The following is a 15,288-nucleotide window of genomic DNA, read 5'->3' as shown; positions in this document are numbered from 1 at the left end:
TGCTTTAACATTAATTATGTTTTGTTAAAATCTATAAATGAATTATTTAAATGAAATACTTTCCTTATAATTTATATAAGTAATGTCTATGGTTATGATAGATTTTTGAGGATATTCAATAAATAGAATATTTTCTTTTTGAAGTCTGGAAAATTATCTTTTTCAATTTCATATAACTCTTCGATAAATTCGCTTTTGAAATTAATGAGTGCACCATGATTTTCTTTTTGTACAATGTCAATTAAAAGGTTTTTTGTTTTGTGCAACTCATCAAACAATTCAAATAGCTCCTTTTTTTTCAGCGGATAAATGCCACTCTTCTCCACAAAAATAGCAAAAAATAGCGTCTATCCCTAAAATGTCAGGAATACATGCCTCTCTATTTTAAACCACAGACCTACCGCACCAAAGGCGCCAAAACCGCCATTTCGGAAGGGCAGGAGGAGAGGTGGAGGGCTGTTTTTTGCTACGAAGATGGCACCTCTCTGAGGCTGGTTTGTGGTATTTATCTAATGAACTGCCTCTAAGGTCAGATATCTATTTCGCCCTTTCGTCAAATAGTAAATATGGACCAGAAACTCGATTGGCGTTTTTAAACCACAAACATTCAAGTTAACTGTCTGATTTTCCTTAACATCAATCGATACGTCTGGACTGCTACACCAATCTATTTTTGCTGTTACAGTATGCTCCCCGACTGTCGTAGAAAAGTCTTTTGTTTCTCCCGTTGCAATAGTCCCAACTTGTTGACCATCAATGAATATTTTGTAGTCTCTGAATAAGTTGCTGTATTCGTTTGTTCGTTTGATTCTGATTGTTGCCATATTTTCAGGTTGCTTGTTGGATGGTTGTAATAGGTTGACTGTTAATGTAAAAGGTGTTGTAGAGTGGGTGAAAGTTAGCTATTTTGATAGTCGAATATTGCTCCTTATTCAGGCTTGAAATTTTCATCAAACACTGGTTATACTGGCATTTTGAAGCTGTTCCTATGGTTTGTCATCAACAGCTGGTTGTATAAATTTAATTGCCTCTATTTCAGGTAGTGGCTTCTCAGTATTTGTTGGGAATGTCAAGTTGTCTTTTGATGGATGTAGTTTGAGATGTTTAATTTTTTGCATTAACCATCGGTAAACTGTCATAACGCTGTCGGGCAGACTTGCAGATTGTCCTTTAATATGTTTCACTTTGCCGTTGCCGTAAATATAAATTTCTGTTGAAAGGTCGTCAGAGGTTATCATAAAGTTAATATTAACAGTCTTATACTTTTTGTAGTAGTGGGTTTCGGAGTAAAAAATGGCTAATGTATTATTTCAAACAGGTTAAACGCATAAAAATAGAAAGCAACTATTTATTGCTCCAGAAGAGCCATATCTTAGTAGAAAGCAATAATTGGATTCTTCAGAAAGCCCCATGGGGGTGACCTCTTTCACCGAGTATTGGCCGCCCCGATGGGGCTTTGTGGAGGGGTTTATTTACATTTTCTACAAATGTTTCGCCTCTCCGAGGCTGTTTTTTAAAATGCGTTTAACCTGTATTCCAAACATAATCGTGGTTTATGCGAAGTAAAATGTTCATTTAACCAGATACCATTGGTTTTCTAAAAAGTTTAAGTCGCCCTTAGCGAAGTAAAGAAAATAGAAGTCATATTAGTATTTTTCATAGCCAAGTTTGATACAAACGAGTGGTTATTCACTTGTTTCCCCCACAAAAATAACAAAAAAACGGCGTCTATTCCTGACATTTCAGGGATAGACGCCATACTATTTTAAGCCTAATCTACCGCACTACAGGCACCCAAATCGTCATTTCCGATTGGCCTCGGTTAGCCCAGGCGTAGTAGGGGATGAGCTTTAGGGGGATGGTTTTCTTGGCTTGGGAAAGGGGGCGGTAAAGTTGCTTGTCCCAGTTTTTGTCGTTGATGAGCAGGCCGTTGGTTTCTAAAGCCGTCAAGGTGGTGTTATCCAGTTTCGTTGTTACGGGCTTGAAAGCGGCGGTGCTGGGAAGGGCTACGTCAAAAACGCGGGTAGCAGCGGGCATGTCGGGCGATTCCAAACAATACACCATCGGTCCGCGCTTCACCGCCACTTGGTTACGGTTTTCTTCTACCAACGGGTTTGATTCCAACAGTTCCGTCGGCATGGCCATGTTCCACGTCACCACGTCTCCTTTTTTCCAAGCGCGTTCAATGGTCACGTAGCCGCGGTCGTTGGTGTAAGGAGTGGCTTTGCCGTTGATGAACAATTTGGCCTCTGAACACCAGCTTGGCAAACGCAATTTGAGGCCAAAGCTGCTGGCGGGCAACTGCTCCACCGTGATTTTTACGTTGCCGTCCCACGGATAGTTGCTTTCTTGGCGTAGGGCGATGGCTTGGCCGTTTTTGAGGGTCGTTTGTAGCTGACTGCTGCCGTAGAGGTTGCACCAAACGGCGTTGTCGCTGAGGCTGTAGGTGTAGTCGCTTACCTCCGTGATGGTGCGCACCGTGTTGGGCGGGCAACAGTTGGAAATACGGATGTAAGGAATGCGGCCACCCATCCAGCGGAGTTGATACGGAAAATCGTTGGAAGCCGCTAAGGGGTTGGTATAAAAGAACTTATCTCCAGAAAGACTAATGCCTGACAACACGCTGTTGTACAATGCCAATTCCACCACGTCGGTGTAGCGGGCGTCGCCCGTGAGGGTAAACATCCGCCAGTTGAACAAGACGTTGCCAATGTTAGCGCAGGTTTCGTTGTGGGCGCTGACGTTGGGCAGTTGGTAGTCGCGACCAAAGGCTTGGTGCGTTTTTTGGACGTCATTGGGTTTGTAGGAAGTTCCGTAGGGCGAAACGCCGTCGAACAGTGCCCCACAAGCCCCCGTAACGTACATTTTGCGTTGGGTGAGGTTGTCCCAAATCAAATTCAACGAACGCATCAACGAATCTTCCCCCGTTTCGGCATACACATCGGCAACGCCCGCGTAAAGGTAGGTACCGCGCACGGCGTGCCCCATGGCCACCGTTTGCTGACGAAACGGAATGCGGTCTTGGTTATCGTCGGTGCCTTCGGTGGTGCCTTTGATGTTGATAAGGTACTTCACCAGTTCCAAGTATTTCTTTTCGTTGGTGGTGCGGTACAGCTCCGTCAGACCCATGTAGTGCGCGGGACAAAGGGCGTTGCGGGCTTGTTCGGGCGTGGCTATTTTGTAAAAACCAATCAAGAAATCGGCCGATTTTTTGGCAATATCGAGGAGGTTGGTTTTGCCAGTCGCACGGTGGTGTACGCAGGCTGCCGTCATCAAGTGGCCAAAATTATAGGCTTCAAAACTCAGTTTGTCGTCAAACAGCTTCGCGTTCCCCGTTTTCTTTTGTTCGATAATGGCTTTGGTATAAACGTAGCCGTCTTCGCGCTGGGCCTTTGCCATCACGGCAATGGCTTTTTCCATGAGGGCGTCTAGTTCGGGGTCTTTGGTGGAGGCGTACAAACTGGCCACGGCCTCAAACGTCTTGTAAAAATCACCGTCGTGAAACGAAGGGCCTTTAAAGTTGCCAGTTTCTAACCCCGCCGCTATTTCAAAATTCCGAAAAGAATGGCTGATAGTGGGGTCGGTGTAGGTTTTCCAAAGTTGCGGTACCATGGTTTCTTTGGCTACCCGAAAGCGGTCGCCCCAAAAACCGCCCGTCCAACGAACGTCGGTGATATTGGGAGAATATACTTTGGCGTAAGGGCTATGGGTGGTGTTGGTAATGCCTTTATTTTGAGCCACGGCAAAGACCGTCGTTGCAAGGGCACAAAGGGCGGTGAAAGAGAGCTTCATTTTTAATTACGAATTACGAATGAGGAATTACGAATAACGAGTTATGGATAAAGAGCTAGGAATGACGAGTTGCGGATAACGGATAACAAATAACAGATAACAGACAATAAATCACTTCTTCTTCGGTGGAGGCGGAGCTACAAAATTCAGGGTGCTTTTGCCTACGTCTTTTGAAGTGGCCACGGCGATACCGCGTTGGTCGTGTTTATTGACCGCGCAATAAAAGTGATAGACGATTCCTTTGTGTTTGATAACGTACGATTTATGGGCGTACATACTATCGTAGGGTTCGGAGGTAGCAATGAGGTCGGCTCCTTGCCATTTGGTCCAGTTGACGAGGTCGTACGAACAGGCAAAGCGGTTGTAGGCATCTTTTCGGTCGTTCCAAAAAGCCCCGAAATAAAACATGACCCACAAATCCCCCATTTTTTGCAACACAGCATCCCCCGAAATCCCCGATTGGTGGTCGATGACGGGGTCTTGGCCAAAGCGTTTCCAGGTTTTCATGTCATTAGAAACTGCCATACCAATGCGCTCAATCAAGCGGTATTTGGGATTGTTGTTGCTAGTATCACCGTTTGCATTGTAGTACAGTACAAACGGATAACCCGTGGTTTTCTTTTTGTCCCAAATCACCGTGCTTTTATAGAGCTTTTTATTTTCCCACCAGCGCACATCGGGGTCGTCGGGAGTGAGGGTAGGTTTGGGAAGGCGCTGCCACTCCGCGACTTTATGGGGAGGATGGGTGGTAAAAGCCATTCCCAACGACAATTTGCCTTCTTCGTAGCCACGGGTATTACTGCCCAAATACGGCATCCAGTAGCGGCCATCGTATTTTTGAAGCTTGTAGTTGCCGCCCCATTTGGTATTTTGAAGCGCTACATAGCCCGCTCGTTGATTGCTGTCCCAATGCGTGGTATCGGTATCGGCAAACGACAGCAAACGCCCCAAGGTTGTCCAGTTGAGCAAGTCGTTGCTTTTGGCAAGCCATGTTTCGTAGCCACGCCCGTCGTAAATGAGGTAGGTCATGTACCAACCTTTGCCTTTACGAAAAACCGTTGGACAATCGAGCTTTTTCTCATTGGTAGTTGGGGTGATGATAAGGCCATACTTATGCGGCGTCTTGATTTCTTCATACACCTGCTGCATCCGTTCAGGAGATACCGTTTGTGCCGTGGCGTTTTGGAGAAAGAAGAAAGAAAGTAGGAAATAGAAAATGTGGATAACCTCACCCCAACCCCTCTCCTTCCAGGAGAAGGGCTTCAAAAATCCTCCTCCCCTAAAAGGGGAGGGGGATTTAGGGGGTGAGGTTACTATGCTAAGCGTGCTCATCATTTTTTTGTCGTTTACGCCAATAATTGGCCAAAATAGACCCCGAAATGTTCATCCAAGGGCTAAACACCGTCGCAGGGAGTCCTACTGTACCGAGTTTACCCATGCTTCCTGCCAAGCCCGAGGCCATGCCACCGTTTTGGAGTCCTACCTCAAAAGCAACAGTACGGCTAGAATTAACGTCCAAGCCAAACAAACGACTCAACCAATACCCAAAGAAATAACCAGCGGCGTTGTGAATGACCGAGCAGATAAACAGCAGAAAACCTACTTTCATCAAATTCTCACGCCCCGCAGCCGTAGTCACCGTTGTGAAGTAAATGATGCCAAACATCGAAAAATAAGGCATTAGACTGTCCAGTTTTGGAAACCGAAGCGTAAGCAAATGATACAACACACCCACGACAAACGCCCCCGCAAAAAAGCCCAAAATCTCAAGGGATTGGAGCAGGGGTGTGGAGGTAATTGTTTCTTTGAAAAAAGCCCATGTTCCAAGTGGCAACGCAAGCAGCCACACTAGGCAACCACCAAAAATGAACCAAATTTTTTGCCAACTAGCGGGTGTCGCGTTTTTGAGGTAATCGTGTAAAAGGGCCGCGCCAATGGGTACAATGATGATTTTGATAATTTCCATCATCATGTCCACAAAATGAACCTCAATGAGCGTTCCTGCCAACAATTTCATCAATAAGGGTGTCAAAAAGGGTGCAACCAAGGTCGCCATGGCGGTTACTATAACAGATAAAACCAAATTGGCTTTGGCTAAATAGACCATGACGTTGGAAGCTAAACCGCTTGAACATGAACCAATCAGAATGATGCCAGCGGCGATTTCTGGGTCAAAGTCAAAGATTTTGGTGAGTAATAGACCCATCAAAGGCATGACCGAAAAGTGACACAAAAGCCCGATAATTACGCCTTTGCCCGTAGTGGCCAAACCTGCAAAGTCGCGAACGCTCATGTGGATTCCCATTCCAAACATGACGGTCTGGATAATGACCAAAATGAGCCATTTGTTACGTAAATCAAAATCTCCCCACTTGGTGAAGGCCGAGGGGTAAATCATGCCCGCTACCACGGCCGCGATGATCCAAGTGGTGTATTGATACCCCTTTAACGAAGGAATTGCACCCATGCCAATGGCCAAACAAACCGCCAACGCCACAGCCGCAGGTTGCCAAAGGGTATCGGTGGAAGTGAATAGCCCAGCACCGAGTAGCACCACTGCCAAGCCACTGAGGTACAAGGCTATTTTTGAAAATTGTTTCATAATACGGTTGCCAAATACGCCATCGCAATCGGTGGACTTGCCAAAATGGGGACTATTTTTTCTGATTCTGAAAGGGTATCTACAACCCGCGCCATCGAGGCTTGGGCCAGCACAATAACATCGACTTGGGTACTCAGCTCTTTCAGCGCTTTGGCCACCATTGTGTCGTGAAGGGCGGGGTTTCCGCCCATCAACGCCTCAAACGCGCCTTCGCACAAGACGGCCTTTAATTGAATATCTTTTCCTACAACCGCCGCACGACGTTGCACTAAATCTGACGTGGGGGCGAGGGTAGTTGGTAACGTAGCGATGACTCCAATGCGCGACCCCGTTGCTACGGCTTGGTCGGCCATGGGCTGGTCCACACGGAGGACAGGTACTTGGGTGAGGTCGGCAGCTGCTTCCACGGCAGCACCAATGGACGAGCAGGTAAACATAATATAATCTGCCCCTGCGCTTTCAGCTGAGCCTGCGTAGTTAACTACCCGCCGTGCCGTATCAGCCCGCAGTTCGCCGCGACTAATCACTTGTTTGATAAGGCTATCGTCAACGATGTTAAAGACGTTAACGTGCGGAATATATTGTTTGCAAAGTTCTTGAAAAACAGGTACTAAGGTTGCGGAGGTGTGAACCAATCCTAATGTTTTTGTCATAATTTTGTATTAGTTAGCGTTGTCTGAGTGCACGCGGTTACTTCTAACCGCGGTTAGGTTTCTCAAAACCTAGTGTTTGATGTCGTCGTGGTTTTGAGAAACCCCTTTCACTGTTAGAAACCCTTTCACGTGTCGTGTGCCCGCGGTTACTCCTAACCGCGGTTAGGTTTCTCAAAACCTAATGTTTGATGTCGTCGGGGTTTTGAGAAACCCCTCCCACGGCTAGAACCCCTCTCATGTGTCGTGTGCCCGCGGTTACTCCTAACCGCGTCTAGGTTTCTCAAAACCTAATGTTTGATGTCGTCGGGGTTTTGAGAAACCCCTCCCACGCTTGTAACCCCTTTCACATGTCGTGTGCCCGCGGTTACTCCTAACCGCGGTTAGGTTTCTCAAAACCTAGTGTTTGATGTCATCGGGGTTTTGAGAAACCCCTCCCACGGCTACAACCCCTCCCACGGCTACAACCCCTTTCACGGCTAGAAATCCTTTCCACGGCAAGACACGTATTCATAATAATTCTCAGCACCTACTTGGCCTCCTTTGAAAATAACTTGTTTCCCATCTAACGTCGATGAAGGGGCATGAGCGACACAAATGGGCGCACCTGGCGTTAGTGGAGCGAGCATTTCAACGGCTTCAATGCCCATCGCACGAGCGGCATAGCTGGAGGTATCGCCACCTGCCACGACCACGCGTTGCACGTTGGTTTGAGCCACCACTTCTCGCGCTACTGTTCCTAAAGCATTCCCAAAAATCAGCCCTGTCTGCGAACGAATTTCTGCAGGCGTCAGCCCTTTTTGTTCAAAAATAGCATTCGTTTGAGCGATGCGGGGGTCTTGGTTATCTTTGCTGGTATGGACAATAGCCGATTGGCCTTGACGAATTTTTTGGATAGCTTCTTGGATGATAATTTCTAAAACTTCTAACGTATTTTCGGCTTCCACCACGGCTGCGGTGTCAATACCCAAAGAGGCAAATCCGTGCTGCTCCGCCCACGCAATTTGTCGTGCTGATACGGGAGAGCAACTGCCCGAAATAACCAAAATAGGGGTATCAATGTCAACCGATTCCCAATCGGTACGGGCTTGAAGCTGCCCCGTTTGCTGCCAATACGCTCCCAATGCACTTCCAACGCCCGACGAACCTACCGAAAAAAGTGGCCTGTGTGAAGGAACATTTTCTTCCAAAAGCTTGCCAATGCGTGGTAAGTGATGATCGTACAAGGCATCAAAAAGGATATTGTCAAACCCCTTTTGTAGCACTTCTTGAAAGGGAACCGAGGGCTCAGGTTGTTCAATTTGCAAAATATCAAAAAGCCCCGTCGTGCGTTCCGTTTGTTGAGCTAAATGCAAGCGCAAGTCGCTTTCGTGGGCGGGGGTAATGGGATGAACACTCATCGACGGATGGCGGTCGAGGCGGTGAATAACTCCTTGACTACCAATACCCATGCGCGCAAACAGATTTCCAAAAGTACAATAACGCCCCAATGAAGGTGCCGCGACCAAAATGGGAACCCACGACGATTGAAACACTTCTGCGCCGATTTCAAGGGCTTTGCCAATGCTGCCAATGCTGGGAGAGGAGTCGAACGTGGAGCAAACTTTGTAATGAACGTGCCTTGGAGAAAGCGCTTGAAGGGCTTCAAACGTAGGCTGAAGCTCCCGCTCCATGTCGGCAAGCGAAAGCGAACGCGAAAGCCCTGCAATGCCAATGGCTTGCAAACCTTCGTACTGGCAAACTTGCTGGAGGGTAGGAGGCTCAATAAACAACACCGTACGCGCTCCCGACCGACTCAGGGATTCGAGCGCATCGGTCGAACCCGTAAAGTCGTCACCGTAAAAAGCCAATAAGAGTTCTTTTTGTAATGTCATTGATAACTTAAAGTCAGGGCTAAAGCCCTTGATTTGCTGCTTTCAATTGTCCGCCCCAGCCTAAAGGCGTGGGGTTAAAAGACAAAACAACGTTATGGGTTAACTGTTATTTATGTATCAACTAAGGAGTTTCAAGTATTCCAGCTTTATATCCTCTAACTCCAGCCTTTAGGCTGAGGAAAAGTAGAGTGTACTTGAGTGATGGGCTTTAGCCCTGATTACCTTTATGACACTGATTGCAACTTCAAAGACTTCCCAAATTTCTCTACCGATTTCCCAAATTCAGGATAAAACTGCGCGGCTTCTTCTACGCTCCAGCCTTTCACGGCTGCTTCCCATGCTTGTTTGAGGGCTACTACACCCGCCGATGGGCCGCTGGGATGCGCCATAATACCGCCACCTGCCATGTAGAGTAAGTCCACCGTTTGGGTACGGCGGTAGGTTTCGGGTGCTTGCCCTCCCCATTGCCCCGAAGAAACGACGGGGAGTACCTCAAAACCTCCCAACAAGGGTCGGCGGCAGGCTTCGATGGAACGTACGACGGAATCATCGCTTTCCCAAAATTTATTCTGAATGCCATTGACGTGAATTTGGTCAACGCCCACCATGCGCCAAAGTTTTTGGTATGCTACAAAATCAATTCCCAACAACGGATGTCGGGTCAACATGCCCCAGCCGTTGCGGTGAGCATGAACAGGAAGCGCTCCTTGGTCACAGATTTTTTTGACGCCCGCCAGCCCCACCGTGTTGATACTCACCATCGCACAGGTTGCCCCTGCTTGGAGGAGGTATTCGTACCGCCGAAGCATAACGTCCAGTTCACCGCTGAGGTTGAAGGCGTACATAACTTTTTTGCCCGTGGCGTCGGCGTGGCGGTTGATGACGTCCATGACTGCATCCACGCGCGCTTCAAAAGCAGAGTTGGCGGCAGAAGACATGAGTTCGTCGTCTTTGACAAAATCAATGCCTGCCTCGGCCAAGGTTTTTACCAAAGTCGCGGTTTGCTCGGCGGCCAATCCTATGCTAGGCTTGATGATGGTACCAATGAGCGGACGGTCATACACTTGGGTCAGTTGACGGCAGCCTTTTATTCCAAAACGAGGCCCTGCAAAGTGCGCAGCAAAAGAGTCGGGGACGTCTAAGTCCATGAGTTTTAGTCCCGTGAACTGAGTCAGTTCGTATAGATTTCCTTGTAAGGTCGAAATCATCACGGGCAAATTATACCCAAAGTTTTCAACCGACCAAGATACGTTGAGTTTAGCGCGGTGGTATTCGTCGTAGCCTTCAGCACCAGGCAAAGCGGGCTGTGAGACCGTTTCCAACAGTTCGATTGATTCTACCTTGGCAGCAAAGCGCTCTTTTAACTCATCCGTTTCGCCAGGAATAGCCACAAAAGTGCCGCTGGATTGTTCACCAGCCAACACGTTGGCAGCCTTTTCAACGTCAAAAGGCGTTTCAATAAAATAAGTAGCAGATATGCGTTCCATTCAAAACGGAGGCTATTTAAGTGGTTAAATGGGGGATAAACGTTGGCTAAAACGCTCTGAATTTCAAAGGTTTTAGCCAGCGTCTCCTACTTGTAACTCTATGATTTAATACCCTGCATTTTGGGTAATCTTACTGTTTTGATCTCTGACTACGTTAGGAATTGGAATCAGCAATTTGGCTTGAGAAACACTTTTACCCTTGGCCGCCAATACAGTGAGGGCGCGATTGGTACGTTTGAGGTCAAACCAGCGTTGAAATTCAAAGGCAAGCTCCACGCGTCGCTCGTGCTCGGTAGCTGCTTCGATGGTGCTGTATTTTGAAGGATAGGCTGCCGTACCGAACTCTGGCATTCCTGCTCTTTTTCTCACTTGGTTGAGGTATTGAGCGTCGCCCGTGGCTTCGGTCAACAGTAATAACACGTCGGCATAGCGCAATACCATAAAGTTGTTGTTGGCCGCAATGCGTTGTCCGATGATAGGAGCCGTTTTGTCTTGCCATTTTTTAGGAAATTTGACGCGGGTAAACGTTCCTTTGGCATCCGTGAAGCCCGTATCAATCGAAGCCACCCGTCGTGCGTCACCCGTTTCGTATTCGTTCCAAGTATCGTCCACAACTTGATTCATGCCGCTTCCATAAAACCCAAGGGCGTTGGAGTTGGGGAAAAAGCCGAGGTAATAGTCGCTGAATGGCGCCGTTGACGAACCTCCTAGGTATTGAATTTCAAAAATAGATTCTTTGGTGTTTTTATTGGTAGGGCTCCATAAAGTGGCATAGCTGGGAAGCAATTGGTACTGACCGCTGCTCACTACTTCTTTTAGGGTGGTAGCGGCGTTGGTTTTATCTCCCATCGTCAAATATACTTTACCCAACAACGCTTGTGCCGCTCCTTTGGAAACCTTGCCAGCGCCAGCAGCTGAGGCTAATGGAAGTTTACTGGCCGCAAACTGCAAGTCTTTGACAATTTGAGCATACACTTCCGTAACGGGAGAGCGCAACACGCCGTAGCTTTCTTCGGCTGTGATGGGCTTAGTCACGAGCGGAATTTCTCCCCAAATCTGGACCATTTGGAAGTAATAAAGTGAGCGTAAAAACATCATTTCACCTTTTACTTTGTCTTTGTAGGCTGCGTCCACGTCGGCCGTTTCGATTTTATCGAGTACAATGTTAATGTTGTACAAAGAGCGGTAAAAATCTTGCCAAAACTGGTACACCATTGTATTGGCAGGTGCGAGGGTATAATCGCGAAACTGCCATTTGTCGGCCATGTTACCCGAAATGTTCAGGATTGTCACGTTGTCGCCCATTAACTCACCCGTGTACGAAACAGGCCCTTCGGGGTTATAAATCGTGTAAAGGGTTGCGTAAGCGGCATTGGAAGCCAAGTCAAAATCGGCTTTGGTTTTGAAAAAATTACCTGCGTTGGGGTTGGAAACAGGCGCTAATTGAAGAAAAGAATCCCCGCAACTGCTCATCACAACTCCAGTGAGGCAGGCTGCTATTATATGTTTGAACTTGTTCATTGTTTTGTGTTTTTTTGATTACCACATAGGTACATAGGGGATTTTCACAGTAGAAAACATAGAAAAGGCTATGTGTTTTTATGTGTAAATTCTATTGATAACTATGTGGTAAATAAATTAAAAATCAACCTTGACACCTACTGTAATCACGCGTGGAAGTGGGTACGAACCGTAATCAACGCCTTGGAAAGCACCAGGAACGGGAGCGTTTCCGCTGGTGTATGAGCCCGAAGTCTCCATGCTGCTGCTGTACGAGGTGGTTCCGTAAGTGGTATTTTCTGGGTCGTAGCCGTCTTTGTATTTAGAAAGGATAAACACGTTTTCGGCGTTGACATACACTCGTGCCGACTTCATGTTCATCTTGCTCAACATTTTGCTCGGAATGGCGTACGAAACACGGATGTTTTTCATGCGCAAGAACGAAGCATCACTTACCCAATACGACGAAAACTGCTTCTGCAACCCTTGGTAACTTACGTTGGGTTTGAAGTGAATGCCGTCTCCTGGGTCGCTTTCTGAACGCCAGTAGTTGTACATGCTGGCGTAGAAGTTACGGCCGTTGTCCCACGTTCCTAAGTAACGGATGTTATTGTTGGCGATTTCGCCGCCGTACGCCCCTTGAAGCATAAACGAAAAGTCAAAACCCTTGTAAGTGAAGGTGTTGGTCATCCCCGCAATAAAATCAGGTTGGTTGTTGCCAATGATAGTGCGGTCGGCGTCGGTGATTTTGCCATCGCCGTTTACGTCGCGTACTTTCGGATCGCCTGGGGTAGTGCTGGCGTGGTGCGGATAGGCATCCACTTCGGCTTGGTTTTTAAACACGCCGTCGAAAATATATCCGTAGAAATTAGAAACGGGTTGGCCTACTTCGGTACGAACCGTCACGACGTTGTCAACGTACTGGATAGGCGCGTTGCCTGGGCCGAGTTGAAGTACTTTGTTGCGGTTGCGAGAGAAGTTAAAATCTGTTGTCCACTTAAACTCTCCTACGGTGTTTTTGGTTGAAATGTTCAACTCAATCCCACGGTTACGCATTTTTCCGATGTTGGTCAATTGAGACGAGAAACCTGTGATGTCAGGCACGGGAACAAACAGGAGCATGTCGCGGGTAAGGGAGTTGTAATACTCTACCGAACCAGAGATACGGTTGTTCAATATTCCCAAATCCAAACCGAGGTTAAACATGTTGGTTTTTTCCCATTTCAAATTGGGGTTGGCGATGCTGCTGACGCGCAAACCGTTGTTCATAGTGCTTCCATAAACGTAGTTGGAGGCAGCCAACAAACTCACCGCTCCGTAGTTCGGGATTTGGTTGTTGCCCGTTACACCGTAGCTGACGCGGAGTTTGAGGTTGTTGATGTTTTTCAAATTGCTCATAAAGGCTTCATCCGAAATCAACCAACCTGCGGATACCGATGGGAAATAGCCCCATTTGTTGTTGTCCCCAAAGCGCGACATTCCATCGCGGCGAATCGTTCCTGTTAAGAAATAGCGATTGTTGAAATTGTACTGCAAACGTGCAATGTACGACAACAACGACCATTCGCTGGCGGTGGTGTTTCCTGCCGTGACAGTACCCGCATTAAGCGTGTGTACCAAGTCGTTGGGGAAGTTGTTGGCCGCTACGTACATGGTTTCGTCGCGCTGCTTTTGCGATGTATAACCTACCAAACCCGTGAGTGAATGGTCGCCGATTTGTTTGTCGTACGTCAATGTGTTCTCACTCAACCAGTTGAACATGTAGCTGTTGCCTGCGTTGGCTTGCGCGGCCAAGACGGCTGAATAGCCATATTTTTGTTTGTCGTTCCAATAAAAGTGGTTGCGCGTGTTGAAAAGGTTACCGCTGAGGCTGGTACGGAACTTGAGGTTTTTCAAAATATTGTATTCCAAATAGGCTGTTCCCAACGTATTGAACGACTTGGTGCCTTTGTCCACCTCGCGGGTGAGCGAGTAAGGATGCCAAAGGTTCATGTCGCCAAAAGACGTAAAACGAAACCAAGTAGAGTTGGGGTCGCGGTAGCCGAGGTTGCCATTTTCGTTGTAAACGGGAAAATGCGGGTTGCTCTGCAAGCCTAAGCTAATGACGTCGCTTTTGCCTTTTGTGCCTTCGGTGCGGTCAAAAATGCTCGTTACACCTAAGTTTAAGCCAATGGTCAATTTGTCAGTGACCATCGTTTTTACGTTCGAGCGGAGCGCCAAACGCTTGTAATAGTTCATGTCCAAAATGGCCGTTTGGTCCAAATACGCCCCCGAAAACATGTACTGCGTTTTTTCTGTCCCGCCCGATACCGAGATTTGGCCGTTGTACATCGGGGCCGTTCTAAACATTACGTCTTGCCAGTTGGTACCTGCACCAAATTGCTGTGGATTGGTCAAGAAGTCTTCAGGGATTTTTAATAAAGTGGGACGTAATGCGTTGCCATCGGTAGCTTTGCCGCCTGCCGCAATCCATGCGTTGTTTTTGGCGTCGATGTACGTACGGATAAATTGCTGCGCATCCATCATTTCGATTTGGCGGGCTACTTTTTGCGAGCCATATTCGAGGTTTACACTGACACTTGGCTTGCCTGCTTTGCCGAGTTTGGTGGTCACAATCACCACCCCGCTCGACCCGCGTGACCCGTAAATTGCCGCCGACGAAGCATCTTTTAGCACTTCTACCGACTCAATATCTTGCGGGTTAATCATATTAAGGTTGAAGTTTTCCAACGGAACACCGTCAACCACCAACAGCGGGTTCGTCCCTGCCGTAATCGAGCTTACCCCGCGAATTTTAATGAACGGCGACGAGCCTGGAGCACCTTGTGCTTGGGAGATATTGACCCCCGCTACTTGCCCTGCCAACGACTGCGCCACGTTGCTAAACGAACGGTCTTGGAATTGCTTATTGTTGATGGACGCAACGGCGCCTGTTACGGCACGTTTGCTTTGTGTACCATAACCAACTACCACTACTTCGTTTAAGATTTTGCTGGAAGGCAACAACGAAACGTTGATGATTGAGCGCTTATTAATGGCGATTTCCTGCGTTTCATAACTCACTGAGCTAAAAACCAACGTAGCGTTTTCGGGAGCAGCGAGGCTATAAGCACCTTCTGCGTTTGAGATGGTTCCTGTCGTGGTTGATTTTACCACAATCGAGACCCCTGGAACGGGCTTGCCTGTTTCGTCGGTAATTTTTCCCGTGACGGGTTTGTTTTGGCCAATGGCTTGGCTAAAACAAAATAAAAGCAAAACAAAAGAAATGTACCTCGAATACTTTGGATACAAACAGGGTAGATAAAGGTTCATGACGGTAAGATTGAGGCTGGGAATGTAGAATTGTTACTATAAAATCAATGAAAAGTGAAACAAAAATAGAT

General features: G+C 47.4%; 11 protein-coding genes. 1 reads left to right on the top strand and 10 read right to left on the bottom strand.

Annotation, left to right across the window (positions count from 1 at the left end; all coding sequences use genetic code 11):
• Window positions 1–371: 371 nt before the first annotated feature.
• Window positions 372–527 carry a hypothetical protein gene (locus FHS57_RS28700; protein ID WP_183979763.1) on the top strand — a complete coding sequence of 52 codons (156 nt, stop codon included), beginning with the start codon at window positions 372–374 and terminating at the stop codon, window positions 525–527.
• On the opposite strand, the gene FHS57_RS28695 is transcribed toward FHS57_RS28700, so the two are convergent.
• The 10 genes from FHS57_RS28695 to FHS57_RS28650 all read right to left on the bottom strand — a co-directional run bounded on the left by FHS57_RS28695 (window position 510) and on the right by FHS57_RS28650 (window position 15,217).
• On the bottom strand, window positions 510–824 hold the full coding sequence (locus tag FHS57_RS28695) for a hypothetical protein (protein ID WP_183979761.1): 315 nt from the start codon (window positions 822–824) through the stop codon (window positions 510–512). The genes FHS57_RS28700 and FHS57_RS28695 overlap by 18 nt on opposite strands.
• A 162-nt stretch (window positions 825–986) precedes the next feature.
• The gene (locus FHS57_RS28690; RefSeq protein WP_183979759.1) at window positions 987–1,238 is read right to left on the bottom strand and encodes a hypothetical protein; all 252 of its coding nucleotides are present in this window, start codon (window positions 1,236–1,238) and stop codon (window positions 987–989) included.
• Window positions 1,239–1,776: 538 nt separating this feature from the next.
• Window positions 1,777–3,792 carry an aceric acid hydrolase gene (locus tag FHS57_RS28685; protein ID WP_183979757.1) on the bottom strand — a complete coding sequence of 672 codons (2,016 nt, stop codon included), beginning with the start codon at window positions 3,790–3,792 and terminating at the stop codon, window positions 1,777–1,779.
• A 111-nt stretch (window positions 3,793–3,903) separates the two neighbouring features.
• The gene (locus tag FHS57_RS28680) at window positions 3,904–5,127 is read right to left on the bottom strand and encodes a glycoside hydrolase family protein (protein WP_229601480.1); all 1,224 of its coding nucleotides are present in this window, start codon (window positions 5,125–5,127) and stop codon (window positions 3,904–3,906) included.
• On the bottom strand, window positions 5,111–6,394 hold the full coding sequence (locus FHS57_RS28675; RefSeq protein WP_183979755.1) for a bile acid:sodium symporter family protein: 1,284 nt from the start codon (window positions 6,392–6,394) through the stop codon (window positions 5,111–5,113). The genes FHS57_RS28680 and FHS57_RS28675 overlap by 17 nt, the downstream gene beginning before the upstream one ends.
• A complete protein-coding gene (locus FHS57_RS28670; RefSeq protein WP_221225757.1) occupies window positions 6,391–7,047 on the bottom strand; it encodes an aspartate/glutamate racemase family protein in 657 nt (218 codons plus the stop codon). The genes FHS57_RS28675 and FHS57_RS28670 overlap by 4 nt, the downstream gene beginning before the upstream one ends.
• A 476-nt stretch (window positions 7,048–7,523) precedes the next feature.
• Window positions 7,524–8,918, bottom strand: coding sequence for a four-carbon acid sugar kinase family protein (locus FHS57_RS28665; protein ID WP_183979753.1), 1,395 nt, complete (start codon window positions 8,916–8,918; stop codon window positions 7,524–7,526).
• 224 nt (window positions 8,919–9,142) lie between these two features.
• The gene (locus FHS57_RS28660) at window positions 9,143–10,405 is read right to left on the bottom strand and encodes a ribulose-bisphosphate carboxylase large subunit family protein (RefSeq protein ID WP_183979751.1); all 1,263 of its coding nucleotides are present in this window, start codon (window positions 10,403–10,405) and stop codon (window positions 9,143–9,145) included.
• Window positions 10,406–10,510: 105 nt separating this feature from the next.
• The gene (locus tag FHS57_RS28655) at window positions 10,511–11,926 is read right to left on the bottom strand and encodes a RagB/SusD family nutrient uptake outer membrane protein (protein ID WP_183979749.1); all 1,416 of its coding nucleotides are present in this window, start codon (window positions 11,924–11,926) and stop codon (window positions 10,511–10,513) included.
• Between the two features lie 117 nt (window positions 11,927–12,043).
• Entirely contained in the window at window positions 12,044–15,217 is a 3,174-nt protein-coding gene (locus tag FHS57_RS28650; RefSeq protein WP_183979748.1) for a SusC/RagA family TonB-linked outer membrane protein, read from the bottom strand.
• Window positions 15,218–15,288 lie beyond the last annotated feature (71 nt).

Origin of the sequence: Runella defluvii (assembly GCF_014195535.1) — a bacterium.
GTDB classification, from domain to species: Bacteria; Bacteroidota; Bacteroidia; order Cytophagales; family Spirosomataceae; genus Runella; species Runella defluvii.
This window is presented reverse-complemented; position numbering and strand designations above follow the sequence as displayed.